This window comes from Acidisoma silvae, from assembly GCF_020618775.1.
GTDB classification, from domain to species: domain Bacteria; phylum Pseudomonadota; class Alphaproteobacteria; order Acetobacterales; family Acetobacteraceae; genus Acidisoma; species Acidisoma silvae.
The window spans coordinates 14,574-38,672 of record NZ_JAESVB010000021.1 but is presented as its reverse complement, the minus strand read 5'-3'; the positions used below and the strand labels follow the sequence as shown (position 1 = coordinate 38,672).

The 24,099-nt window shown below is 62.2% G+C and carries 23 protein-coding genes; 18 read left to right on the top strand and 5 right to left on the bottom strand.

The window, feature by feature from the left end:
• Positions 1–59: 59 nt before the first annotated feature.
• The 18 genes from ASILVAE211_RS22725 (at position 60) to ASILVAE211_RS22640 (ending at position 18,597) form a co-directional block, all read left to right on the top strand.
• Complete coding sequence (locus ASILVAE211_RS22725) at positions 60–785, top strand: ABC transporter permease (protein ID WP_227323654.1); 726 nt, start codon at positions 60–62, stop codon at positions 783–785.
• Complete coding sequence (locus ASILVAE211_RS22720) at positions 782–1,645, top strand: ABC transporter ATP-binding protein (protein ID WP_227323653.1); 864 nt, start codon at positions 782–784, stop codon at positions 1,643–1,645. Before ASILVAE211_RS22725 ends, ASILVAE211_RS22720 begins: the two co-directional genes overlap by 4 nt.
• Entirely contained in the window at positions 1,645–3,213 is a 1,569-nt protein-coding gene (locus tag ASILVAE211_RS22715; protein WP_227323667.1) for an FAD-dependent oxidoreductase, read from the top strand. Before ASILVAE211_RS22720 ends, ASILVAE211_RS22715 begins: the two co-directional genes overlap by 1 nt.
• Entirely contained in the window at positions 3,210–3,539 is a 330-nt protein-coding gene (locus tag ASILVAE211_RS22710; protein WP_227323652.1) for a 4Fe-4S dicluster domain-containing protein, read from the top strand. The genes ASILVAE211_RS22715 and ASILVAE211_RS22710 overlap by 4 nt, the downstream gene beginning before the upstream one ends.
• Before the next feature lie 62 nt (positions 3,540–3,601).
• Positions 3,602–4,909 (top strand): LLM class flavin-dependent oxidoreductase, encoded by a 1,308-nt coding sequence (locus ASILVAE211_RS22705; RefSeq protein ID WP_227323651.1) that lies wholly within the window; start codon positions 3,602–3,604, stop codon positions 4,907–4,909.
• Positions 4,910–5,134: 225 nt separating this feature from the next.
• The gene (locus ASILVAE211_RS22700; RefSeq protein WP_227323650.1) at positions 5,135–6,349 is read left to right on the top strand and encodes an acyl-CoA dehydrogenase family protein; all 1,215 of its coding nucleotides are present in this window, start codon (positions 5,135–5,137) and stop codon (positions 6,347–6,349) included.
• 32 nt (positions 6,350–6,381) lie between these two features.
• A complete protein-coding gene (locus ASILVAE211_RS22695) occupies positions 6,382–7,311 on the top strand; it encodes a TauD/TfdA dioxygenase family protein (protein ID WP_227323649.1) in 930 nt (309 codons plus the stop codon).
• A 32-nt stretch (positions 7,312–7,343) separates the two neighbouring features.
• Positions 7,344–8,462: an ABC transporter substrate-binding protein gene (locus tag ASILVAE211_RS22690; protein ID WP_227323648.1), complete on the top strand. Its 1,119-nt coding sequence runs from the start codon at positions 7,344–7,346 to the stop codon at positions 8,460–8,462.
• Positions 8,463–8,471: 9 nt separating this feature from the next.
• Positions 8,472–9,305, top strand: coding sequence for an ABC transporter permease (locus ASILVAE211_RS22685; protein ID WP_319799628.1), 834 nt, complete (start codon positions 8,472–8,474; stop codon positions 9,303–9,305).
• Positions 9,302–10,054 carry an ABC transporter permease gene (locus ASILVAE211_RS22680; RefSeq protein WP_227323647.1) on the top strand — a complete coding sequence of 251 codons (753 nt, stop codon included), beginning with the start codon at positions 9,302–9,304 and terminating at the stop codon, positions 10,052–10,054. Before ASILVAE211_RS22685 ends, ASILVAE211_RS22680 begins: the two co-directional genes overlap by 4 nt.
• On the top strand, positions 10,051–10,917 hold the full coding sequence (locus ASILVAE211_RS22675) for an ABC transporter ATP-binding protein (RefSeq protein WP_227323646.1): 867 nt from the start codon (positions 10,051–10,053) through the stop codon (positions 10,915–10,917). Before ASILVAE211_RS22680 ends, ASILVAE211_RS22675 begins: the two co-directional genes overlap by 4 nt.
• Positions 10,918–10,936: 19 nt before the next feature.
• On the top strand, positions 10,937–11,929 hold the full coding sequence (gene cysK / locus ASILVAE211_RS22670; protein ID WP_406566092.1) for a cysteine synthase A: 993 nt from the start codon (positions 10,937–10,939) through the stop codon (positions 11,927–11,929).
• A gap of 543 nt (positions 11,930–12,472) precedes the next feature.
• On the top strand, positions 12,473–13,633 hold the full coding sequence (locus ASILVAE211_RS22665; RefSeq protein WP_227323645.1) for an ABC transporter substrate-binding protein: 1,161 nt from the start codon (positions 12,473–12,475) through the stop codon (positions 13,631–13,633).
• Positions 13,633–15,465, top strand: coding sequence for an ABC transporter permease (locus ASILVAE211_RS22660; RefSeq protein ID WP_227323644.1), 1,833 nt, complete (start codon positions 13,633–13,635; stop codon positions 15,463–15,465). The genes ASILVAE211_RS22665 and ASILVAE211_RS22660 overlap by 1 nt, the downstream gene beginning before the upstream one ends.
• Complete coding sequence (locus ASILVAE211_RS22655; protein ID WP_227323643.1) at positions 15,462–16,307, top strand: ABC transporter ATP-binding protein; 846 nt, start codon at positions 15,462–15,464, stop codon at positions 16,305–16,307. The genes ASILVAE211_RS22660 and ASILVAE211_RS22655 overlap by 4 nt, the downstream gene beginning before the upstream one ends.
• On the top strand, positions 16,304–17,029 hold the full coding sequence (locus ASILVAE211_RS22650; protein WP_319799627.1) for an ABC transporter ATP-binding protein: 726 nt from the start codon (positions 16,304–16,306) through the stop codon (positions 17,027–17,029). Before ASILVAE211_RS22655 ends, ASILVAE211_RS22650 begins: the two co-directional genes overlap by 4 nt.
• Positions 17,026–18,045, top strand: a complete 1,020-nt coding sequence (locus tag ASILVAE211_RS22645; RefSeq protein WP_227323642.1) for a putative FMN-dependent luciferase-like monooxygenase — start codon at positions 17,026–17,028, stop codon at positions 18,043–18,045. The genes ASILVAE211_RS22650 and ASILVAE211_RS22645 overlap by 4 nt, the downstream gene beginning before the upstream one ends.
• 27 nt (positions 18,046–18,072) lie before the next feature.
• Positions 18,073–18,597 carry an L-2-amino-thiazoline-4-carboxylic acid hydrolase gene (locus tag ASILVAE211_RS22640; RefSeq protein ID WP_227323641.1) on the top strand — a complete coding sequence of 175 codons (525 nt, stop codon included), beginning with the start codon at positions 18,073–18,075 and terminating at the stop codon, positions 18,595–18,597.
• Positions 18,598–18,870: 273 nt separating this feature from the next.
• Here the strand turns inward: ASILVAE211_RS22640 and ASILVAE211_RS22635 are convergent, their stop codons facing one another.
• From ASILVAE211_RS22635 to ASILVAE211_RS22615, 5 genes are read right to left on the bottom strand one after another with little or no spacing between them, the layout of a single operon-like run.
• Positions 18,871–19,701, bottom strand: a complete 831-nt coding sequence (locus ASILVAE211_RS22635; RefSeq protein WP_227323640.1) for an ABC transporter ATP-binding protein — start codon at positions 19,699–19,701, stop codon at positions 18,871–18,873.
• Positions 19,698–20,678, bottom strand: a complete 981-nt coding sequence (locus ASILVAE211_RS22630; RefSeq protein ID WP_227323639.1) for an ABC transporter ATP-binding protein — start codon at positions 20,676–20,678, stop codon at positions 19,698–19,700. The genes ASILVAE211_RS22635 and ASILVAE211_RS22630 overlap by 4 nt, the downstream gene beginning before the upstream one ends.
• A complete protein-coding gene (locus ASILVAE211_RS22625) occupies positions 20,678–21,478 on the bottom strand; it encodes an ABC transporter permease (RefSeq protein ID WP_227323638.1) in 801 nt (266 codons plus the stop codon). Before ASILVAE211_RS22625 ends, ASILVAE211_RS22630 begins: the two co-directional genes overlap by 1 nt.
• Positions 21,475–22,488, bottom strand: coding sequence for an ABC transporter permease (locus tag ASILVAE211_RS22620; protein WP_227323637.1), 1,014 nt, complete (start codon positions 22,486–22,488; stop codon positions 21,475–21,477). Before ASILVAE211_RS22620 ends, ASILVAE211_RS22625 begins: the two co-directional genes overlap by 4 nt.
• An 8-nt stretch (positions 22,489–22,496) precedes the next feature.
• On the bottom strand, positions 22,497–24,098 hold the full coding sequence (locus ASILVAE211_RS22615) for an ABC transporter substrate-binding protein (RefSeq protein ID WP_227323636.1): 1,602 nt from the start codon (positions 24,096–24,098) through the stop codon (positions 22,497–22,499).
• Position 24,099 lies beyond the last annotated feature (1 nt).

The following is a 24,099-nucleotide window of genomic DNA, read 5'->3' as shown; positions in this document are numbered from 1 at the left end:
CCAGGCTGTCAGTGGTGTGGGCGCGTGTTGAGCCTTGGCTGCAGAAGACGTTGGCCATTGTGTTGTTTCTATTGCTGTGGGAACTGGCGCCCCGCTTCGGCCTGATCGATGCGACCTTTTTGCCCCCGTTTTCCGATATCGTCGTCAAGGGCGTCGAATTCGCGGCGTCTGGCAAGCTTTGGCCGCATGTGCTGGTGAGTGTGGAGCGCGCGGCTGGGGGATTTGCACTTGGTGTGGTCACCGCCGTGCCGCTTGGGCTGGCACTCGGCTGGTTCGCCCGCCTCGACCGCTACCTCAATCCGTTGCTGCAATTACTGCGTCAGACCAATCCGGTCTCCCTGTTTCCGGTATTTATTTTGCTTTTTGGCGTTGGCTATATCACCAAAGTCGCGATTATCTACTGGGTGGTCGTATGGCCGATCCTGCTCAGCACGACGTCGGGCGTGAAATATGTCGATCCGGCCTTGGTGCGTTATGCCCGCACACTTGGCCTGAGCGACTGGAAGCTGTTCCGCAGCATCATTTTGCCCTCCGCTATACCTTCCATCATTACCGGCATCCGCCTGGCCGCGACCTACTCCTTTCTCATGCTGGTCGTGTCTGAAATGGTGGGTGCCAATAGCGGCCTCGGCTATCTGATCATGAATGCGCAATATCTGATGAGCATTCATCTTCTCTATGTCGGCGTGATTATTCTCGCACTTCTCGGCATTGCGACGAATTACGGCCTGGTGCGGCTGGAACGCCGACTGACGGCCTGGAAAGGCGAGGAGATACGCGGATGACGAGCGCGACACAGGACCTGGCCTTCCCGGCGGCAGGGGCGCTGCCAAAAATCGAGTTTCAGCATGTGCGCAAGGAATTCGCGGTCCGGCCGCGGCCAGGTGCCAAGGGACCGCAGGCGCTGCAAACGTTCGTCGCGCTTTCCGACGTCTCGCTCGCTATTGCACGCGGGGAGTTTCTGACGGTCGTGGGGCCAAGCGGCTGCGGCAAGTCCACGCTGCTGGACCTCACCGCCGGATTGACACGGCCGGATGGCGGACGGGTATTGCTGGACGGCGTGCCGGTGACCGGGCCTGCGCTGGACCGCGCCGTGGTCTTTCAGCAATACGCGTTGCTGCCGTGGCGGACGGCGCTTGGCAATATCGAATTGAGCCTGGAAGCCGCAGGCGTGGAGCGGCGGCAGCGGCGCGACAAGGCACGCACGTTCCTGGATCTCGTAGGCCTTAGCGCCTTCGAGGATCGCTACCCGCATGAGCTTTCAGGCGGCATGAAGCAGCGGGTCGCTATTGCCCGCAGCCTTGCCCATGATCCTGAGGTTCTGCTGATGGATGAGCCCTTCGCGGCGCTCGACGCGCAGACGCGGGAAATTTTGCAGGAGGAGCTGCTTGCCATCTGGCGCCGATCGGGCACGACCATCGTCTTCGTCACTCATGGCATCGAGGAGGCGATCTATCTCGGCCAGCGCGTGGCGGTGATGACGTCGCGGCCGGGGCAAATCAAGCGCGTGGTCGAGATTCCTCTCGGTGAGCAGAAGGACGCTGACGATCCACGATCGAGTCCAGAATTCGCCCATCTGCGGCATAAGATCTGGACGCTCCTTCATGATGAGGTGAGCAGAGCCCCGCAGGGGGAGGCCGCGTGATGGAAACGGATGTTCTAGTCATCGGTGGTGGTCCGGCCGGCACCTGGGCGGCTGTGTCCGCTGCGCGCCGTGGCGCGCGCGTGATTTTGGCCGACAAGGGGTTTTGCGGCACGTCCGGCGCGACCGCGCCGTCCGGCACGGCGGTTTGGTATGTGCCGCCCGATGTGGCGGCGCGCGGCAAGGCCAAAGCCACGCGCGAGGAACTGGGTGGCTTTCTCGCGCATCATGACTGGATGGATGCGGTGCTGGAGACGACCTTCGCGCTGGTCAATGAACTGGGTGAGCGCGGCTATCCGTTTCCGCGCGATGTCGAGGGGCGCCTGCGTCAGAATTCGCTGCAAGGGCCGGAATATATGCGCCTGATGCGCAAGCTGGTGAAAGGCGCTGGCGCCCGCATTCTGGACCATAGCCCGGCGCTTGAGCTTCTGATCGACGCAGATGGCGCCGTGGCGGGTGCGAGAGGCATCGACCGGCGGACCCATGCGGGCTGGCAGATCAAAGCCAAATCCGTGGTCATCGCGACCGGCGGCTGCGCCTTTCTCAGCCGGGCGCTCGGCACCAATAACCTCACCGGCGATGGATACCTGATGGCGGCGGAAGCCGGGGCGGAATTGTCCGGCATGGAGTTTTCCAACGCCTATGCCATTGCGCCGGTCTTTTCTTCGGTGACCAAGACACTGTTCTACGAATGGGCAAGCTTCACCGATGCCTCAGGCGCGGCAATTACCGGCGCGGCGTCGAAGGGTGGGCGCTCGGTTATCGCCAGGGCGTTGCAGCAGGGTGCGGTGTTTGCGCAGCTGGATCGCGCCGATGGGGAGGTACGGACGGCGATGCGGGCCGCACAGCCCAATTTCTTTCTGCCTTTCGATCGCGCCGGGATCGACCCTTTCACGCAGCCATTCGAGATCACGCTGCGGCTGGAAGGCACGGTGCGGGGCACAGGCGGTCTTCGGCTCGTCGATCAAAGCGCCGCGACGACGGTGCCCGGCTTGTATGCGGCGGGTGATGCGGCAACGCGCGAACTGATCTGCGGCGGCTTTACCGGTGGCGGCAGCCACAACGCGGCCTGGGCCATGTCCTCCGGCGCTTGGGCCGGAGAGGGAGCGGCAGCCTTCGCCCGCCAGTGCCGGGCTGGCCTGGCCCGTACAGCGGCTCCTGCCCGCGGCCCAGCCCTGGCCGGCGGCCGAGGGCACGCTTTTGATCCAGCTGCGCTGATTAAGGCCGTGCAGGCGGAGGTTTTCCCCTTTGATACGAACTACTTCCGCAGCGGAGACGGGCTTGCGCGGTCGCTCACGCGGCTAGACAGCCTTTGGCGGACAGTGCGCGCGGCCGATGGCGCTCGTCCCGAAGATGCGCTGAAGGCACGCGAGGCCGTTGCGATGCTGGCCACGGCGCGTTGGATGTATCGCAGCGGGCTTGCGCGTACCGAAAGTCGTGGCATGCACCGCCGTTATGATCTGACAGCGTTGGACCCGGCACAACGCCACCATGTCACCAGCGGTGGCTTGGATGAGGTCTGGACGGGCAGGGTGCCCGCTGACGGTCAGCCGTTGGAGGCTGCCGCATGATCGAACTGATTTCGGCGGATCATTGCACAAGCTGCGATATCTGCGTGGCTGTCTGCCCGACGAGTGTCTTTGATGCTGTGCCGGGCTGCACGCCGGTTATTGCACGGCAGGACGATTGCCAGACCTGCTTTCTATGTGAGGTCTATTGCCCGGCCGACGCGCTTTACGTCGGGCCGGATGCCGAGAAGCCGGACGCGGCGGAGGTCGCCTGGGATGCGGTCGAAACGCTGCGCGGCAGCTACCGCCGGGCTATCGGCTGGACCAGAGACACGCGCGGATTGCGCGCCATGGACGACACGCATGTTTTACTCGGTCGTCTGAAATAGACGACGTCCGACACAATCGGCGCTGCAAGTCACTGGCGCTGCCTATAGCTGGAATCGATGAGATGAGCAGACGTCAGCTACATTTTGGCCTCAACGTGCTGTCCGATGGCATGCATCCCGCCGCCTGGCAGGCCCCCTATGCCGATCCGCTTGGTTTCATCAAGCCTGAGCAATGGACTCATCTGGCGCGCACGGCCGAACGTGGCGCCTTGGATGCCATTTTTCTGGCGGATATTCCGTCTTTGACCGCCAAGGGAGACGGGGGATTGAGCGGTCCACCGCTATCCTTCGATCCGCTGGTGCTCTTGTCCGTACTCGCGTCGCAGACCAGCCATATCGGTCTCGTCGGCACGGTCTCAACCTCCTTCGAGGAACCCTACAACGTCGCGCGCCGTTTCGCGTCACTGGACCATCTCAGTCGTGGGCGCGCGGCCTGGAATGTGGTCACGACCGCCGATGCCTCGGCCGCGCAGAATTTTGGCGCAGCACCGCATCGGCCGCGTGCCGAGCGCTATGCGCGGGCGGACGAATTCGTCGATGTGGTGAAAGCCCTGTGGGACAGCTGGGACGAGGACGCGCTGATCGGCGAGCAGAGCACCGGCCGTTTCACCGCAGCGGGATCCGTCAGGCCGATCAATCACCGCGGCACATACTATCAGGTGCAGGGGCCGCTCAATGTGCCGCGGACGCCGCAGGGGCGACCGGTCCTGGTGCAGGCGGGTGGGTCGCCGGCGGGTCTGGGGCTGGCGGCACGTCATGCGGAGATGGTCTTCGCCGCGCAAGCGACGTTGGAGAGCGCGCTGCTGTTTCGCCGGCAATTGCGGGCGCAGACTGAGGCGGCAGGACGCCCGGCAGATGCCATCCGTATTTTGCCGGGTCTTTCCTTCGTGCTGGGCGGGACGGAGGCGGAAGCGCACAGGCGCCATCAGGATCTGAACGACCTTGCGGGAGACAGGCGGTTGCACAATTTCGCCTGGCAGTTGGGCGTTGACGCTGACGCCCTGCGGTGGGATGAGCCTTTGCCGGATTGGCTATTAGACACGCAGGAATTGTCGCGTGTCTCTCAAGGTGCGAGGGATATCGTGCTGGATATCGCCCGGCGGGAGCGGCTGACCGTGCGGCAGTTGCTTGATCGCGTCATCACTTGGCATCGCCTGATCGTGGGCACGCCCGAGCAATTGGCCGATGCCATTTCGGAGTGGTTCGAGGCCGATGCCGTCGACGGGTTTAATCTCATGCCCGATGTGCAACCGTCAGGGCTGGAAGCCTTCGTTGATCACGTCATCCCGATCTTGCGGCGGCGCGGTCTGTTCCGGCAATCGTATGAAGGCAACACCTTGCGGGACCATCTGGGTTTGGTGCGTCCATAAACAACAATATAATTTAGTAGTTAAATATAATAAACGGTGCTGATAGGCATATTGCGCAAAGTGACGCCCGCTGCGGCACTGCGAAGGACTAAACATGACAATGCCATTTGCTTCTAAAATGAAAAAGACGGCGACCGAACAAGAAGGACAAAGAAAGCCTGTTCATCCCTGTCCAAGCTCAGACGGAACCAAGTGCACGTATTTCTGGTCTGAGAGGTAGAACACATGTCTGTCGTTAATTTTCGCCCGGTCAGTGGCCCGAAGCGTATTCTGGACGATGCATTGTTGCAGCGTATCGCGTCGCGCGCCGCCGGCTATGACCGGGAGAACCGGTTTTTTCACGAAGATTTGGTGGAGTTGCGGGATGCCGGCTTTCTCAGCGCTGGTGTGCCGGTTGCCGTTGGCGGCGTTGGTTTTAGCGGACCGGAACTGATCGCGGAGATCAGGCGGCTTGCCTATCATGCACCTTCGACCGCGCTCGCGCTCAATATGCATCTGTATTGGACGGGCGCGGCCGCGCATCTTTGGCATCACGGCGACAAGTCGGGGCAATGGATTTTGGAGGAAGCCGCCGCCGGCAAACTGTTTGCCGCCGGACATGGCGAGCCGGGCAATGATTTGGGACTGGCTCATGCCTTTGTCAAAGCGGTGCCGCAGCCCGATGGCAGCTATCGTTTCAGCGGTCGTAAGGTATTGACGTCTCTGTCGCCGGCCTGGGACTGGCTGGGCGTGCATGGTATCGACGAATCCGACCCGACTGCGCCCAAGATAGTGCATGCTTTCATCGCCCGCGATGCCGCTGGCGTAACCGTGGTGCCGACCTGGGATGCGCTCGGCCTGCGTGCGACTGGAAGTGATGACACCGTTTTGGATGGTGCCTATGCAGATGCGGCTCGTGTGATTCGCGTTCTGCCGGCGGGGCCGCCTTCCGACAACTTCATAGACGGCATATTGGCTTCCGCCATTCCCGGCATCAGCGCCGTCTATAACGGGATCGCGCGCCGGGCCTTCGATCTGGCGCTCGACGCCGCGCGCCGCCGAAGCTCAGCCGCTCTCGGCGGACAAAGCTACGCCCATCATCCCGCTACGCAACTGAGCGTGGCTGAGGCCGCGATCGCACTCGATGCATTGGAAGCGGTTCTAGACCGTGTCGTGCAGGAATGGTGGGACGGCGTGGACCACGGTTCACGCTGGCCTGCGAAATTCCTGTCTGCCAAACAGCAGGCGGTGGAAGGCGCGAAACGGGTCGTCGATCTGTCGCTCAAAATCGCCGGCGCCAGCTCGCTCGCCCGGTCCGGTGAGTTGGAGCGGCTTTATCGCGACGTGCGCGCCGGCGCCTTTCATCCGCCGAATGCCGATGCCGCTCAGGATATCATTGGCAAGACCTATCTTGGATTATTCGATAGCCGCTCTGCGACAACCTACGCAGCAACCTCATAAAAATCTCGAAAACAAAGAGAGGAACATCGCGCATGCCAGATCAGATCGACTTCAATGCGGCCGCGTCGCTGGATATCGCGGAACTCACACCGCGTATCGGCGCAGAGATCCGGGACGTCCGTCTTTCCGGGGATCTTCCGGAACACAGTATCGTGGCAATCAACGCCGCACTATTGCGGCATAAAGTTGTCTTCTTTCGCGCTCAAACGCATCTGACGGATGAAGAGCAAGAGCGGTTTTCTCTGCGCTTCGGGTCGCTCATACCGCATCCGACACAGAAGCCACGGGAGGGCAGCAATGCCATTCTGGAACTCGATTCCCGGGGCGGGGGCGGACGGGCTGACACCTGGCACACCGACGTCACGTTCGTCGATGCCTATCCTAAGATCTCCATCCTGCGGGGTGTCACCATTCCGCCTGTGGGCGGAGATACTGTCTGGTCTAACACAGCCGCAGCCTATAGCGATCTGCCGCCGGCCTTGAAGTCGCTGGCCGAGCAATTATGGGCGGTTCATAGCAATCTCTATGATTACGCCACGGTGCGCCCTAAAGCGACGGAAGCGGAACGGCAGCATTATGAGGAGGTTTTTACCTCGACCGTCTATGAGACCGAGCATCCGGTGGTGCATGTGCATCCCGAGACAGGCGAGCCTTCGCTGATCCTAGGCAATTTCGTGCGATCCTTCGTCGGCCATTCCAACCGTGAATCCCGCGTGCTCTTCGATCTTCTTCAAGCCTATGTGCTGCGGCTGGAAAATACGGTGCGCTGGCGCTGGCGCCAGGGCGATGTTGTGATCTGGGATAATCGCGCGACCCAGCATTACGCCCTGAACGACTATGGCGAGCAAACACGCATCGTGCGTCGCACGACATTAGACGGCATCGTACCGGTAAGCATCGACGGACTTCGTAGCACCACCCGGAGCAAGATCGTACGCAAGCCGGCTTTCGCCGCAGCCTGATCCGAACAGCTTAGCCTTCGCAGGAGATTGATGTGAAAGCCATTTGGAGCGGCGCACTCGCCGCTGGATTTTTCGCGAGTCTTATCGGCATCGGAACCCCCACAGCGGCAAGTGCCGGACAGCCGATCACGATCCGCATCGGCTATCCGGGTGTCGGTCTGGATGACCGCCCCGTCGGTTATGGCGATTATCCCTCCATTGCCAATATCGGAAAATTTGTGGAAGCAGAATTCAAGAATGATCCGGATGTGAAGGTGACATGGACCTTCTTTCGGGGCGCAGGGCCAGCTCTGAATGAGTCGCTGGCCGCCGGGCAATTGGATTTCGCGGCCGGTCTCGGTGATCTGCCATCGATCGTCGGCCGCTCGCATGGGCTGCAGACGGAATATCTTGCCTCCGGCGGCGTGCATTCTCCGCTCTATCTCGCCGTTCCGCCGAACTCGACCATTCACAGCATCAATGATCTGCGTGGGCGGCGGGTCGCGGAGTTTCGCGGTACCAACCTGCAGATGGCGACCGATCGTGTCCTTCAGGTTCATGGCATGACAGAGAAGGACGTGCGCTTCGTCGGGCTTGATACCAATTCGGCAACCGCCGCCTTGGTCTCCGGCGCCATCGACGCATCCTTCGGCGGCAGCGAATATCTTGATCTCGCGCGGCGTGGCGTCGTCAAGATCATCTATTCCACCAAAGGTGACGACCCGACCCTGGGCGCGGAAGCCGGATTGCTGGTCACGAAATCCTTCGAACAGGCGCATCCGGATCTGACGGAAAAGGTGGTTCAGGCTTTCGTGCTGGCAGCCAAATTTGGCTCGGATGAAGCGAACCGTAACAAGGTCTTTGAAATCTGGGCGAAGTCGGGCCTGCCGGTGCAGAGCTTCGTCGATGATTTCCGCAACGAGCAGCTGGCGCATCGCAACTCGCCGGTGATCGATCCTTACCTTGTCGCCCGCTATAAAGATCAGGTCGCGCATGCGAAGGCCTATCACCTGATCACGCAGATCGTGGACGTCGATACTTGGTTCCAGCCGAAATATCTGCAGGAAGCGCTGATCGCTCTCAAACTGCAGCATTACTGGCCGACCTATGACGCCAGCGGCAAGAAGCTGACAGACGGGTCGGTCGAACAGGCGAAACTGGCGGCAGACTAGGATCTTCCTGTGAGCGGCGATGTCATTTCAACCACAGTGCTGGGGCCAAGGCGTGCCCGCAAAGCCCGATACGCCTCGCCATGGCTTCCAGCCCTGGGCAGAGCCGGCATCGCGTTTGCGGTGCCACTGGGACTTCTGGTTGCCTGGAGCCTGGCGGGGTGGTGCAATTGGCTGCCTCAGCAGATCTTGCCGCCGCCCGCGGCCGTGATCGCTGCCTTGCGAGGCGGCTGGTCGGACGGATCCTTGCGGCAGGATATTCTCGTCAGCCTTGGCCGCGTGGTTAAGGGTTTTGCCGCGGGCGCCGTGCTTGGGGTGATGACGGGTCTGGCCTTTGGGCTCTTCCCAAGAGCCCGCAAACTGGTCGAGCCCCTGTTCGTGGCCTTGGCCCAAATTCCGGTCCTCGGTTGGTTACCGATCCTGATCCTGTTCACAGGGCTTGGCGATGCGCCGAAAATCATCGCAATTGCCTGGGCCTGTTTCATTCCGGTGGTTCTCAATACCCGCCAGGGCATACGCGATGTGCCGGCGGGATTTCTGGAACTCGGCCGGGCCATTTCCCTGGGGCCGTTCTCCATGCTGTCTACCATCATTCTGCCAGCGGCGGTGCCGCAGATATTCACGGGTTTGCGTGAAGGACTTGCCAATGGCTGGCAGACGCTGGTCGCGGTGGAACTCATAGGTTCTTTTTCAGGGCTTGGCTATATGATGGCCTACGGCAGGCAGCTGTTTCAGCTTGATGTCGTGCTGGCGGCTGTCGTCGTCATTGGGGTAATTGGCCTCGCATTGCACATGCTTCTGGCCCTGCTGGAGCGTCGCCTGCTTTATTGGCAGGCGCCGCGATGAGCCGTTCATTCGTGCAAGCGGCGCTCGCCCCGGTCATTCTCCTTATCCTGTGGGAAGCGGCTAGCCATTCGGGTCTCGTCGATCCAAGGTTTTTGCCGCCACTTGAACAGGTCTGGATCGCCGGCCGGGCCGAGTGGGCAAGCGGTGACCTGGCCGCGGCGATCCGCGCCAGCCTCGCGCGAGACATACTGGGCTTCATCGTCGGAAGCACAATCGGAACGGTGCTCGGCGTTGTTATCGGCCTGTCGAAGACCACGCAGCGCCTGCTCGGACCGATGCTGGTGGTGCATCGTCAAATCGCGCTATTTGCTTGGATTCCACTTCTCTCAGCCTGGTTTGGGGGTGGGGAGGTCGGCAAGATCGCCTTCATCGCCATGGCGGCCTTTCAGCCGACAGTCGTTAACAGTTGGCGCGGTGTCGCCAATATTCCCCAGCAATACCGGGAATTATCTATGGCGCTTGCCTTTCGTGGGCTGGACTTTCTGACACTCATTGCTTTGCCCGGCTCACTTGCGGAAATCTTCGCGGGTCTACGTGCTGCTTTGATCTATGCCTGGATGGCGACAATTGGCGCGGAGCTGCTGCTGGATGTGGCGCCCGGCCTTGGCGGCCGCATGGATGAAGGCCAGCATCTGTTCGAAATGAATCTGCTGGTTTTCTATCTCATCGTTCTCGCCATCGTCGGCGGTCTTTTTACTCTGGCGACAGGCCGGCTGGAAACGCGCTTGGCGCGATGGAGAGCAGCATGAGCTATTTCAGGTCGGTATCGCAAATGGATGACGTCATGGCGGAATTGTCTATTGCCCGGAAAAAAGGGCATGAACTGAGCCTCGCCCGCGTCGGCAAGGAATTCGGCGTCGCTGATCGCGCGGTGACGGTGCTGTCCGATATCGGCTTTGATGTTCGGCCGGGAGAATTCCTGAGCATCGTTGGCGCCTCCGGCTGCGGTAAATCGACATTACTTCGGCTGATCCTTGGGCTCGACACGGTCTATGACGGGGAGATCCGTGTCGGTGGCGAGCGGGTTCTACGGCCAGGTGCAGATCGTGCCATCGTTTTTCAGGAACATCGCCTGTTGCCTTGGTTGACGGCGGAAGCAAATGTTGCGGTCGCTCTTCGCCGCAGCCCGCTGAGCAAGGCTGAGCGGCGCGAAAAGGTCGCGGGGCTGCTGCACCTAGTAGGCTTGGACCATGCGGCCCAAGCCTATCCTGCCCAGTTGTCGGGTGGCATGGCACAGCGCGTGGCGATCGCCCGTGCTTTGGTCAGCGACCCGCGTCTGCTGCTGCTCGACGAACCGCTCGGCGCGCTCGACGCCCTGACGCGCTTGCGTCTGCAAGACGAGTTGAAGAGGATCGTCGCCGATGAAGGCATTACGACCGTGCTGGTTACGCATGATGTGGAGGAGGCGGTCTATCTCGGCAATCGTGTCATCGTCATGCAGCCTAATCCCGGCCGCATCGCGGAGATTGTGCCGATATCGGAAAGCTATGCGAGAGACCGCTCGGATCCCTTTTTCATTGCCCGGCGTGACGAGATCCTGACGCAGCTTGGTGTGGGCCATAGCACGGTCAAGGGGCTGTCCGAGGTGGAAGCTCGCATCGATGCTGCATGACCCTTCCTTGGCTGAACTCATGCAAAAAACGGATATTGTCGGGAGCAAAATTCATCATCCAATGGCCGCGCCGCGGGGCCGCATCTTCGGCAGTATTCTGGATGCGGTAGGGGGCACGCCGCTCGTTCGGCTTGCCCGCTTCATTGAGCATGAAGGCCTGTCCACCGACCTCACGCTTAAGCTCGAGTATTTGAATCCACTCGGCTCTGTAAAGGACCGTATCGGCCTTGCTATGGTCGAAGCGGCGGAGCAGGCGGGTCTGCTCATACCCGGGGTAAGCCATATCGTGGAGCCGACCTCCGGCAATACCGGCATCGCACTCGCTTTTGTGGCGGCGGCCAAAGCCTATCGCCTGACGGTGGTGATGCCGGATTCAGCCTCGCTCGAGCGTCAGAAGATGCTGCGCTTCATGGGCGCCAAGGTTGAGTTGACACCGGCCAGCGTGGGAATGGCCGGGGCGATAGCGCGGGCCGAGGACCTAGTTGCTCGTTCCTCTGACGCCTGGATGGCGCGCCAATTCGACAATCCGGCCAATCCAGCCGTCCACGCGGCGACGACAGCCGAGGAAATCTGGGCCGATACGGCAGGGGAGGTCGATATCATCGTCGCCGGGGCTGGCACCGGGGGAACCCTAACAGGCATCGCTCGCGCGCTGAAACCGCGTCGGCCCGGGCTACGGGTCATTGCCGTCGAGCCAATGGAAAGTGCCGTGCTTTCTGGTGACGATCCTGGCCACCATGAAATTCAAGGCATCGGGCCTGGGTTCTGTCCGGCCAATCTGGATATGAGCGTGATAGATCGGGTGCTTCAGATATCCGAACGCGATGCGATGAAGGCCGCGCGCCTTTGCGCCCAGCTGGAGGGGATTCCCGTGGGCATCTCATCCGGCGCTGCGCTCTGCGGCAGCTTGTTGGTTGCCAAAGAAGCTGCCAGCGCAGGGAAGCGGATCGTGGCGATCGCCGCCTCATCAGCCGAGCGCTATCTCTCCACCCATCTTTTTACCGGCCTGTGACTGGCAGTTACGGGTGGCCGATCTGCTAGTCATTGAAAATGACTGCACCTAGTTCGAGGTGTTGCCGTGGCGGCGCGGCATCTTAGGCGCATTGGTCCGCGAAGGCGGTAGGGGCAGAAATGAGTGTGACACCGGTTTGGTCGCGATCACGGCATTTGAGCTGACCCTGATCGAAGGTCATCGGATAGGCTTCGCTCTTGATGGCTAGGTCGGTATTGACGACGGCATCCAGATCGCCATCGCTCTCCTGGCAATAGTTGCGCCAGAACCTTGATCTGGGTGTCCTTCGGATAGCGATGTCGCGTGCCGTCTGCAGCAAACTCGCCGTTTAGGTAGCTGTTACTGCCCAAGTCTATTGGAGATTGGCAGTAAGGCATCGGGGTTCAGAAAATGCAGCGAAGCCGATTCAGCATTGTTGGGGAGCAGGCTGGCGACATGGTGGTTTGTTTTTAAAAATATGCATTGGCTTATTGCGCGTTAAATATTAGCATGATTACTAAATTCACTATTGTAAAAAATATAATGTGAAGTTTGGTGAGCAGAATGACGCATCTTTCACGCCGTGCCGCGCTCTGCGCCGGGCTGGGCCTGGGTTTCAATGCCGTTGCGGGCCGTGCTGCCCGCGCGGATGCGGCGCCGGTGAAGGTGGGCGTCAGCGGGCCGCTGACCGGCCCTCTGGCGCAGTACGGCGCGCAATGGAAGCGCGGCTTCGACCTCGCCCTGATCCAGATCAATGGCGCGGAAGGCGGCATCCATGGCCGGCCACTCTCCTATGATTTCGAGGATTCGCAGAACGATCCGCGCCAGGCGGTGGCGATCGCGCAGAAATTCGTGGCTGATCCGGCTATTCTGGTGGAGCTGGGGGACTTCTCCTCCACAACCTCCATGGCGGCGTCGCCCATCTACCAGCGCGGCAAGCTGGTGCAGCTCGGCTTCACCAATTCCCATCCGCGCTTCACCGCGACCGGCGATTACATCTGGAGCCCAAGCCTGAGCCAGGCGGACGAGCAGCCGCAATTGGCCGACCTTGCCATCACCAAGCTCGGCTTCAAGCGCCCGGCCGTCATTCATCTCAATACGGATTGGGGCAAGACGGCGACCGATCTCTTCACGCAGGCCGCCAAGGCGCGGGGCGCGACGATCGTGGATTCCGAAGGCTATCTGCCGGACGAACGGGATTTCCGCTCCACGCTGACGCGCGCCGTGCAGGCGAAGCCGGATGGCCTCGTTCTCGAATCCTATTACAGCGACGGCGCGCTCATCGTGCGGCAGGCGCGCGAGCAGGGCATTACCCTTCCGATCGCGGCGGTAGGGTCGATCTACTCGCCGAAATTCATCGAGCTTGCGGGGAACGCCGCCAACGGCATCTATACCGAGAGCGAATTCTTCCCCGCCGATCCAAGGCCGGAGGTGCAGGCTTTCGTGAAATCCTATCAGGACAAGTATCAAAGCGCGCCGGACGCCTTCGCGGCCTTCGCCTATGACGCGCTGATCCTGACCGCCGCCGTGCTGCGCCAATACGGCACCACGCGGCAGGAGTTTCAGGCCGGCCTCTCCAAGGTCAGCGGCGTGCCGAGCGTGATTTTCGGCACCATCAAATTTGATCCGGCAACCCGCCGGGTTGCGGGCGCCAAGACGACGGATATCGAAGTGGTGAACGGCACCTTTTCGCTCTTCAAGGGCCAGACGGCGACCAAGGGCTGATGCTGTCCGCCCTCACGCCCTGGATCGACTATACCGTCAACGGGCTGGTCATCGGGAATATCTACGCCCTGCTGGCCGTGGGTCTGGCGCTCATCTTCGGCGTCGCCGACCTCATCAATTTTGCGGTCGGGTCGGTCTTCTCCTTCGGCGCCTATATCGGCTGGGTTTGCGCCGCCTATCTGAAGCTGCCGCTGCCGGTCACGATCCTCGTGGTGATTTTGGCCTCGGCACTGCTCGGCATCGTGATCGAGCGGTTCGGCACGCGGCCTTTGCAAGGGCGGTCGCGCATCGCGGCCCTGCTGGTGACGATCGGCATCGGCCTGATCATCGACCAGCTTTTGCAGATCATCTTCTCACCCGATCCGCGTGCCTTGCCCAGTGGATTGCCGGATCGGCGCTTTACAATCGCGCCGGGCGCGACCATCGGCACGCTTGACCTGCTGATCGCGGGCGTGGGCAGCGCAAGCGGCCTGGCACTGTGGCTGTTTCTCAGCCGCAGCCGTATCGGCTGGGCCATTCGCGCAACGGCGCAGGACAGCGAGGCCGCGCGGCAGGTGGGTATTTTCACCGACCGCATGAACATGCTGGTCTTCGCCCTGGCCTCATCCCTTGGTGGCGTCGGCGGTCTGCTGATCGGCATGTACTACAACAATATCGACCCGAGCATGTCATTCAACGCCACGCTGAAGGGTATCGTCGCGGCCATGGTGGGGGGCTTGGGCAGCCTGCCGGGCGCGATTATCGGCGGTCTCGTGCTGGGGCTGACTGAAAGCTACGGCATCGGTATTTTCGGCGCGAGCTACCGCGACCTCTTCGCCTTCGTCATTCTTCTGCTGGTTCTGGTCTTCCGGCCGCAGGGGATGTTCCAGCGCGCCGGCCGCGCGCCCGAGCCGCTGACCGGCACTTTCATCGCCTGGAGCCGCCCGCTGCGCCTGCCGCGTCCGGTTCAGGCCGCCATTCTGCTCGTGGTTCTCGTACTGCCGCTCGCGGGCCAGCCGTATGTCACGCAGATCGGCATCAACGCGCTGATTTACGGCTTGGCCGCCATGAGCCTGACCCTGGTGGCCGGCACGGTGGGGCAGGTCTCGCTCGGCCATGCTGCCCTACTCGCGATCGGCGGCTATGCCTCCGCCCTTTTCGCGGCCAATCTCGGCTGGCCGGTTGCGCTCACCATTCCCTTGGGCGGCGTGGTGGCCGCTGCCCTGGGCACTGTGTTGATCTATCCTGCCTTCCGCATGTCCGGCCATTACGTTTCCATCGCCTCCATGGCGATCGCCGAGATCGTGGCGCTCGTCATCCTCAACTGGACGGGGCTGACCGGCGGCAGCATGGGCCTTTCGGGTATTCCGCCGCTGGCGATCGGGCCGATCGACCTTAGCGATGCACGGTCAACCTATTACATCTGCCTGGGCCTGGTGATCGTCATGGCGCTCCTGCAGGCGCGGCTGCTGCGCTCCCATCTCGGCCGTTCGCTCCGCGCCGTGCGGGATGACGCGATCGCGGCGAAATCCTTCGGCCTGTCGCCCAGCCGCTACAAGATGATCGCCTTTCTATTCGGCGGCTTCGGTGCCGGGCTGGCGGGCGCCATCAGCGCGCATCTGTTCTCCTATATCGACAGCAATACCTTCGGCCTCGACCTCTCCATTCTTGTGCTCACCATCGTCATCCTTGGCGGGCTTGGGAATATCGCGGGCGCGCTCCTCGGGGCCGTGCTGCTGGTGGCGCTGCCGGAACTATTCCGCGAGGTCGCGCAGTATCGCGAGCTGGTCTATGGCCTGGCCCTCATCCTGCTCATCCGCTTCCGGCCGCAGGGCCTGCTGGGAACCGCATGACCCTGCTTTCGGTCGAGACTCTGTCACGCAGTTTCGGCGGCATTCAGGCGGTGAGAGACGTGAGCTTCACCCTAGCGGAGGGTGAGACCGTCGGCGTCATCGGCCCAAACGGTGCCGGTAAGACCACACTCTTCAACCTGCTGAGCGGCCATGAACGGCCAGATAGCGGTCGCGTGGCATTCGCCGGGCGGGAGATTACCGGGTGGGCGCCGGAAAGGCTGATCGGCCAAGGGCTGGCGCGTACCTTCCAGCATGGCCGCGTTTTCGCCAATCTCTCCGTGCTCGACAATGTGCTCATCGGTGCCAGCGCACGGCTGCGCTATGCGCGGCCCAACTGGTCGCTACTCGGCCCCTTGGGTGAACTCCTACGCGCACTTCTCCAGCCGCCCGCCGTGCGGGCGGAGGAGGCGGCGCTGCAAGCGGAGGCCCAGACACTGCTGCACCGCTTCGGCGAAAGACTGGCGCCTCGCGCCAACCATCCGGCGCATAGCCTCTCTTACGCCAATCGCCGTCGTGTCGAGATCGCACGCGCGCTGGCCGCTCGGCCACGCCTGCTGCTGCTGGACGAACCCGCTGCCGGCATGAACGAGAGCGAAACTCTGGAACTGCAACACTTGCTTCTGGACCTTAAAACTCAAGGGCAGACCATGCTGTTGATTGAGCATAAGCTCGATCTTGTCATGCAACTCTGCGACCGTGTCATAGTCATGGATGACGGCGCCGTCATCGCGGCCGGAACAGCGGCTGAGGTAAGGCGTGACCCGGCGGTGATCCGCGCTTATCTGGGCGACAGTGCGGCGGCCAAGGGCGAGTTCACTCAGGTGCCGGAGGTGACGCTGTGAACCTGCTGTCCATACAATCCATCCGCACCTTTTATGGGCCGGTGCAGGTGCATCACGATGTGACACTGGAGGTGCGTCCGAGGCAGATCGTCTCGCTGCTCGGCGGGAATGCTAGCGGAAAATCTACGCTGATGAAGACTGTTCTTGGCATCGTAAAGCCGCGCCAGGGTCGGGTGATGTTTGACGGGGCGGACATTACAGGCCGGCCAACGGCCGCCATTATCCGGCGCGGCATCGCTTCGGTGCCGGAATCCCGGCGCTTGTTCCAGGGCCTGACCGTACGGGAGAATCTACTCCTTGGCGCCTATTCGCGGCAGGATACGCAAGCCATCGCCGAGGATCTCGATCGCATCCTTACCTTGTTTCCGCGTCTGTCCCAGCGGCTCAGGCAAAGGGCAGGGGTGCTCTCTGGCGGAGAGCAACAGATGGTCGCCATGGGTCGTGCGCTGATGTCAAGGCCGAAGCTCATCTGTATGGACGAGCCGACCATGGGTCTGTCACCGCTTTTCGTGGATCAGGTTCTGTCCCTGATCCAGACGATCAATGCCGAAGGCGTGGCCGTGCTGATGGTGGAGCAGAATGCGAGCCTGGCGCTGCGCATCGCGCATCATGCCTATGTCTTGCAGAGTGGGCGCATCGTATTGCAGGCGACAGGGGCGGCGATGGCCGCCGACCCTCGCATTCAGGATGCCTATCTGGGCCGGACGGAGACTGCCGCATGAAAATTGAAAGCACGCAGGGCGACCGCCGAAAAAGCCTGTGCTTCTTCACGCGGCTGTTGGACGATGTGCCTCCCTTGCAACGGTATGGACTGGCGACCGCGCAGATTGTAGCAGCCGAGCGGCTCGGCTTTGATATTGCCTGGGTCGCGCAGCATCATTTCCACCCCGACGAGGGTGGGCTGCCTGCGCCGCTGGTGTTCTTGGCGCAGGTCGCGGCGCGAACCGAGCGCATCCGTCTCGGCACTGGCGTCATCACCCTGCCGATGGAACATCCCGTGCGCGTGGCGGAGGATACCGCCGTGCTCGATCTATTGTCCGGCGGGCGGCTGGAAGTGGGTTTCGGTTCCGGCGGCACGCCATCTTCCTTCGCGGCCTTCGGCCAAGATAGCGAAAGACGGAACGACATCTTCACGCGCTATCTGCGTGTGGTGCTGGACGCCTGGGCGGGAAGGGGGCTGGGCCCCGGGGAGAACGTGCTCTATCCTACCACCCCCGATCTTGCGCGGCGGGTCTGGCAGGCGACCTTCAGCGAGGGTGGGGGAGTGAGAGCCGGGAAGGCAGGGGATGGGTTGATGCTGTCTCGCACGCAGCCGCGTCCGCCGGGCCAGCAGGCGGCGCGGCTATGGGACATTCAGCAGCCGATCGTGGATGCCTATCATAAGGCTCTTTCGGCTGGCATTGCGCCCCGCGTGCTCGCCTCACGCTCGGTTTTCGTCACGGACCGGCGGCCCGACGCCTGGGCGATAGCCGAATTGGGCCTGTCCCGTGCCATGGCCTTTCAACGCTCCATCGGCAATGCTGTGCCGGAAGGATCTCTGGAATCCATCGTCGCGGCCTATGACATGCATATCGGCACACCCGACGATGTCATCCGGTCCCTGGGCGCCGACCCGGTCGTGGCCGTCGCGACGCATGTGGCGGTGCAAGCTCACTCAGCCGATCCGCCGCATGAGATGCTTCTGCGTTCGCTGGAACTCATCCGGCGCGAAGTCGCGCCCGCGCTCGGTTGGGTTTAGCCTTAGTCCTTTCTACAGGAGGCCGCGATGGACCGAATTGGTGATGACAAGGCTGCCGACACGGGTGCCGGGGAGATGGGTATCCTGCAGCGCCGGAAAATAGAGGCTGAGATTATCGCGCCGATTTACCGCACCATGTGCGACGAAATTGGTGAGGCACGCGCCCAGGATATTCTGGACCGCGCCATAAGGCAGGCAGCGATAGAAGCCGGACAAGGGTTTGCGGCCAAAACGCCTGGAGGCACCAGCTTGCAAACCTTCCGTGAACTGCTCGAACTCTGGACGCGGGAAGATGCGCTCCGCATTGAGGTGATTGCCGAGACCGAAGCCGCGCTGCATTTCAATGTTCAGCGCTGCCGCTACGCGGAAAGCTACCGCGCCATGGGCCTTGGAGAGATTGGCCATCTTCTGTCCTGCAATCGGGACGCCGCATTTTGCATCGGTTACGATCCGCGCCTGAAGCTGACACGCACGCAGACGATCATGGAGGGCGCCAGCCATTGCGACTTCCGTTACGAATTTTTGAAAGAGCCAACAACTGACCAATCTTAATTTAGTAGTCTGGTTTTTGATATTTTGTAAAAAAGCTCTTCCTCAATTCGTGAGCGCCAACGCGGAGTATCAGCGCCCAAATAAGTTGGGGTGATTGAACAAACCGGTCTCAGGGGCAGCAGCTTAGTCAACAGCGGGGCGCGGCACGCAAATCACGTTCTTTCTGAACGCTTTAAGCGTTTTGCGCTGTTTGTTGGCTATAGGCTGCTTGGGCAGTGCGATCGCCGCAAAGCTTTCCAAAATCGTGATGCAATGTCTTCAGTATCATCACGTCTACTGTGAGTGAATGATCAACGCAGAGCCTGGAAGTTGATGCGGCAGTCCTTCTGAGCGTGGCCATTTCGGAAGTGCCGCTAGTAGGCGCGTTGTGAACGGGTGTGCGGGCGATGCGAAAACGCGGCCGACAGGACCCTCTTCAACGATGTTTCCATGTTCCATGACCATTACTCGGCTACACAGAACACGGAGTACATTCAGATCATGCGAAACAAAGACCATTGCCATGTTGAGGTCACGCCGAAGCTCGTTGAGCAGGTGAAGAATTCCAGCTTGGACCGAGACGTCTAGGGCCGCTGTCGGCTCGTCGAGGATCAGCAAACGTGGCCGCAGGGCAATGGCGCGGGCAATGCCGGCGCGGGCGAGTTGCCCGCCGGAGAGTTCATGTGGCTTTCGACGAAAAAGATGACCGGCCAGCCCGGCTCGGTCCAGCGCATCTTCCACGGCGTGGGTCAGTGCATTGCCCCGCGAATGTGAGAGGCGGCGCAGAGGCAGCGCGACGCTGTCGCTGATGCTCAATCGTGGATCGAAGGCACCGCCGGCGTCCTGAAATACCATCTGAATCTGAGCGCGCCACGGCTGTTGTGCGGCCCTGCGGGCGGAGCATTTGCCAATCTCCTGCCCATCGAAGAGTATTTCGCCTTCATCGTGGTCAAGCAGCCGAGCCATGATCAGCCCGATGGTCGATTTGCCGGAGCCGCTTTCCCCGGCCAGGGCCAAAGCCTCACCTTCAGCGACGGTGATATCCACGCCGTCCACGGCATAACGGCGATGTTCGCCATTGCCGAAGGCTTTGCGCAGCCCGCGCGCCTGGAATAGCACAGTCATAGCGGGTGGTGGCAGGCGACGACATGCGCGCCGTTTGAGCTGGCGGTTTGCATAGGTGGCAGGCTCTTGCAGAGTTCAGTACGACGGTCGCAGCGGGCGTAGTAGCGGCAAGCGGGCAAATCGGCAGCTGCCGTGTCAGGTGCCTGACCCGGGATGGCGCGAAGGTTCGCGAGGGTTGACCCGGCATGCGGCGTCGCGGTCAGCAGGGCGCGCGTATAGGGATGCCGGGCTGCGGTAAGCAGGCGCGCGGCCGGCGCGCTTTCCACCAGCTGCCCCGCATGGATCACCGCGATACGGTCACAGCGTTCGGCGGCGAGGGCCAGGTCATGAGTGATCAACAGCGTTGCCATATTATTTGCTCGGGCCTGTTCGTGGATCAGGTCCATCACCATGGCCTGGGTCGTTACATCCAGGCCGGTTGTCGCTTCATCCGCGATGAGGAGACGTGGGCTGGCCGCGAGCGCCAGCGCGATCATGACACGCTGCTTCATGCCGCCGGACAGCTCGAACGGATAGGCGTTCGCCCGCCGCGCGGCATCCTGGATGCCCACACGCGCCAACATCTGCACCGCGCGGCGCCTTGCCGCATCGGCCGATCTCTCCCCATGGGCAAGCAGCACATCGGCGATCTGCCGCCCGATGCGCCGGATGGGGTTGAGCGAGGAGGCGGGGTTCTGAAAGATGATGGCGAGCGTCTTTCCGCGCAGATCCTGCATGCGCTTGTCGCTCGCATGCAGCAGATCCTCGCCCTCGATCCGGATTTCGCCATCCGTGATCTCCGCATGGCGGTCGAGCAGGCGCAGCAGCGCAAGCGCGAAAACGGATTTACCGGAGCCGGATTCACCAACGAGGGCGAGTGCCTCCTGCGGCGCGATATCCAGGGACAGCCCGTCCAGCACGGAGGCGCGTCCGCCCTGCGGCAGGGCGAAGGCGAGCGACAGCCGCCGGACGGTCAGCAGCGGGGCAAGGACAGGCATCAGCGGGCCGATCGCGGGCTGAAAAGGTCATGCGCGGTATCGCCGATCAGGGTGAAGGCGAAAACCGCGAGGACGAGGACGAGGCTGGGGCCGAGGGCGACCCACCATTGGCCGGTCAGCAGATATTGTGCGCCGTCGGAAACAAGCGCCCCCCATTCTGGCGTCGGCGGCCGCACGCCCAGGCCGATGAAGGAAAGCCCCGAGGTATTCAGCACCGCCCAGCCTAGGTTGAGCGAAATCTGCACGGCGATAATGGGGGCGATATTGGGGATCAGTACCCGGCCGATGATATAACCATGCCCGCACCCGGCCAGCCGCGCCGCCATCACATAGCCCAGCTGTCGCCGTGCCGCGATCTCGGCGCGCACCAGCCGGATATAGAAGGGCAGATTGATCACCGCCGTGGCCAGGACCACATTCGTAAGGCTATTGCCCAGGGCGGCGACGAGTGCCACCGCCACCACGAAGAGCGGGAAGGCCATCATGACATCCACCACGCGGCCGACCCAACGGTCGATCGCGCCGCCGAGATAGCCGCAGGCGGCGCCCACCGAAACGCCAATCAGCGACGAGAGGATGACGGCGGCCGCCGCCGCCGGAAGATCGGTTCGTGCGGCGGCAAGCGTGCGACTGAACACGTCTCGGCCGAGCGCATCGGTGCCGAACCAGTGATGCAGGGACGGCGGCTGCAAACGGTCCGCTAGCGCATAAGCAAGGGGATTATAGGGGGCGACCGCGGGGCCAGCGATTGCCAGCGCGAGGAAGAGCGCCAGCAGAAGCGCGGAAGATCCGTATTTCATGCGGCACGGGGGATGCGCGGGTCAGCCCATCCGCAGAGCAGATCGACGAGCAAATTGACGGCCGCGAAGACGGCGGCCACGACCAGGATGAAGCCTTGGACGGCGGAGTAGTCTGCGGCCTGCAATCCATCCAGCGCATAGGCGCCGATTCCGGGCCAGGCGAAAACTTTCTCTACCACGACATTGGCGCCCAGCATGTAGGAGAAGATGAGCCCGAACATCGTGATCAGCGGCGCGCCCGCGTTTTCGAGCGCGTAGCGCAGTACAAGCCGGTTTGGCAGGCCGAGCGCACGAGACGAGCGGATATAATCGCTCGCCAAGGCCGTTACCATGGCGGCGCGGGTCATTCGCATTACGGGGGCAAGCGCGAACAGCGCCATGGTCAGGCTGGGCAGGACCATCCGGCCGAGAGCCGAGGCGAAGGCCGTCATGTTGCCAGCGAGCAGGCTGTCGATCACCAGGAAGCCGGTGACAATGCGCGGGGCGGACAAGGCGGCATCAATCTGCCCGGTGGGTTCCGGCGCCCAGCTCAGCTTGAAATAGCAGAGATAGATAAGGAAAACGCCGATGACGAAGCCGGGCAGCGCGCCGCCCAGTACCGCGAGGGCGCGGCAGGCTGTATCGAACAGACTACCGGGCCGAAGTGCCGCCGCAATGCCTAGCGGCATGCCGATCACCGCCGCGATCAGCAGGCCGCCGCAGGCAAGCTCCAGCGACGCGGGTAGCCTTTGCAGCAGGTCCAGCGCCACCGGATTGCCGGTGACGAAAGAATGCCCGAAATCGCCGTGCAGCAACTGCCAGGCATACAGGCCGAACTGCACCGGCAGGCTGCGGTCCAGCCCAAGCTTGGCGCGCAGCGCCGCGATATCGGCGGCGCCCATCCCGGGCCCCGAGGCCAGAAAGGCCGCAGGGTCGGCGGGCAATAGCCGCATGACGACGAAGGTGAAGACCGTTGCGCCGACCAGCACCGGCAAAACGGTCAGAACTCGTCGGAGAACGAATGAAATCAAGGATGCATTCATGCCCATCGTAAGGGTCGATAATCGACCTGACCATGAATGTAGTAGATGAAGTTCGTGAGCCCAGGCTTGAAGCCTGCTTCGAAGGTCGGTTGCCACAGCGGCAGAATGGGGAGTTGCTGGAAGACAATGCCAACGGCCTTCTCCATCAGCGCGTCATACTTCGCGGGGTCGGTTTCCCACCGCGCGGCGGTGAGCAGCTTGGCGAGATCGGGGTTGTTGAAGGAGCCGAAATTCCAGCGCCAGTTTCCCTGGAAAAAGATCCGGAAGAAATAGTCCGGGTCGTTGAACCAGGCGGAAGAGGATTCGATGAAGAACGGCACGGTCTTGGCGGTCAGGCGCGTGGCCCAGTCAGCCGCCGAGATCTTCTCGATCTGGACATTGATGTTAAGCGGGGCAAGCGCCTGCTGCACCAGAATGGCGATCGGCTCGGCGGTGTCGTTGTCGGCGACATTATAGCTGAGCGTGGTTGAGAAGCCCCGGCCATGGCCTGCCGCCGCGAGAAGGGACCGAGCGCGGGCAATTTCGGTATTGTAGGGGTAGGGTTGCGGGAAGGCCGCATTTTTCGGCTGGGCGGATTTCGCCCCGAAGAGCGGCGTGCCGTGGCCATAGACGGCGGCCTGGAGGATATCCTCGAAGGGCAAGGCATAGGCGATGGCCTGACGCACCCGCGCATCCGTGAAAGGGGCCGTCTGGGTATCAAAGGCGATGAAGCGGAACGTATTGGTCACAGGTATTGAGACCACATGCACATGCGGGTCGGCCGCGATATGGGCGATGTCCTGTGGCGGAAGTTGCAGCGCAATATCGGCATCGCCCTTCTCCAGCGCCGCCACCCGGCTTTCTGCCGTGGGCACGACTTCGAAGGAGATCTGGCGCAGCGCCGGGGCCGGGCCGCTCTTCCAGTCGTCGAAACGCGTATAGGTGACGCGCTGGCCCGCCTGCCAGTTGGTGATGCGATAGGCGCCGCCGCCCGCCTCATTGTCCCGCAGCCAGTCCGCGCCCCAGGGGTCGCTGGCGGTCGCGTGGCTTTGGATCAGCTTGGAATTGAGGATCGAGGCGAAAGTCAGCGCCAGGTTCGGCAGCGTATACCGGTCCCCCCTGGGCAGGTGGATTTCGAATGTCGCGGGGTCGACCACGACGAACTGCGCCGGATCGGTCAGCGATCCAGTGGCGAGTTGGTATTTCGAGCCCGGCAGGCTGACGCCACGGTCAAAGGACCATTTGACGTCGGCGGCGGTCACTGGGGAGCCGTCATGGAACGTCGCACTCTGCCGCAGATGGAAGCGCAGGCGCTTGCCATCATCCAGCACCTCGAAGCTTTCGGCAAGTTCGCCGGTGAACTTCGTATAGTCGTATTTGAAGATGCCGGGCGCGATCTCGGTATGCCCGAAATTGATCAGCCGGTCGTAGATATTGGTGAAGGTGCCGAGCGAGGGCGAGGCAACGCCCGCCCCATGCGGATCGCGGCTGTTGGGGCCGGCCTCGGCCAGTTCGCGTAGGGTATCGAGTGAGGCCGCTTCCGCACGGGTTTGCAGGCGGGGCAGGAAAGCAGAGGCAGCTCCGGCCGCCGAGCCGAGCAGGACATCGCGTCGTTGCATA

Coding starts and splice junctions, on each gene's coding strand:
- ASILVAE211_RS22720 (WP_227323653.1), top strand. CDS start 782: ATGACGAGCGCGACACAGGACCTGGCCTTCCCGGCGGCAGGGGCGCTG.
- cysK (WP_406566092.1), top strand. CDS start 10,937: ATGCAAAAAACGGATATTGTCGGGAGCAAAATTCATCATCCAATGGCC.
- ASILVAE211_RS22625 (WP_227323638.1), bottom strand. CDS start 21,478: ATGAAATACGGATCTTCCGCGCTTCTGCTGGCGCTCTTCCTCGCGCTG.
- ASILVAE211_RS22675 (WP_227323646.1), top strand. CDS start 10,051: ATGAGCTATTTCAGGTCGGTATCGCAAATGGATGACGTCATGGCGGAA.
- ASILVAE211_RS22615 (WP_227323636.1), bottom strand. CDS start 24,098: ATGCAACGACGCGATGTCCTGCTCGGCTCGGCGGCCGGAGCTGCCTCT.
- ASILVAE211_RS22640 (WP_227323641.1), top strand. CDS start 18,073: ATGGACCGAATTGGTGATGACAAGGCTGCCGACACGGGTGCCGGGGAG.
- ASILVAE211_RS22710 (WP_227323652.1), top strand. CDS start 3,210: ATGATCGAACTGATTTCGGCGGATCATTGCACAAGCTGCGATATCTGC.
- ASILVAE211_RS22660 (WP_227323644.1), top strand. CDS start 13,633: ATGCTGTCCGCCCTCACGCCCTGGATCGACTATACCGTCAACGGGCTG.
- ASILVAE211_RS22645 (WP_227323642.1), top strand. CDS start 17,026: ATGAAAATTGAAAGCACGCAGGGCGACCGCCGAAAAAGCCTGTGCTTC.
- ASILVAE211_RS22665 (WP_227323645.1), top strand. CDS start 12,473: ATGACGCATCTTTCACGCCGTGCCGCGCTCTGCGCCGGGCTGGGCCTG.
- ASILVAE211_RS22705 (WP_227323651.1), top strand. CDS start 3,602: ATGAGCAGACGTCAGCTACATTTTGGCCTCAACGTGCTGTCCGATGGC.
- ASILVAE211_RS22700 (WP_227323650.1), top strand. CDS start 5,135: ATGTCTGTCGTTAATTTTCGCCCGGTCAGTGGCCCGAAGCGTATTCTG.
- ASILVAE211_RS22695 (WP_227323649.1), top strand. CDS start 6,382: ATGCCAGATCAGATCGACTTCAATGCGGCCGCGTCGCTGGATATCGCG.
- ASILVAE211_RS22715 (WP_227323667.1), top strand. CDS start 1,645: ATGGAAACGGATGTTCTAGTCATCGGTGGTGGTCCGGCCGGCACCTGG.
- ASILVAE211_RS22655 (WP_227323643.1), top strand. CDS start 15,462: ATGACCCTGCTTTCGGTCGAGACTCTGTCACGCAGTTTCGGCGGCATT.
- ASILVAE211_RS22635 (WP_227323640.1), bottom strand. CDS start 19,701: ATGACTGTGCTATTCCAGGCGCGCGGGCTGCGCAAAGCCTTCGGCAAT.
- ASILVAE211_RS22630 (WP_227323639.1), bottom strand. CDS start 20,678: ATGCCTGTCCTTGCCCCGCTGCTGACCGTCCGGCGGCTGTCGCTCGCC.
- ASILVAE211_RS22680 (WP_227323647.1), top strand. CDS start 9,302: ATGAGCCGTTCATTCGTGCAAGCGGCGCTCGCCCCGGTCATTCTCCTT.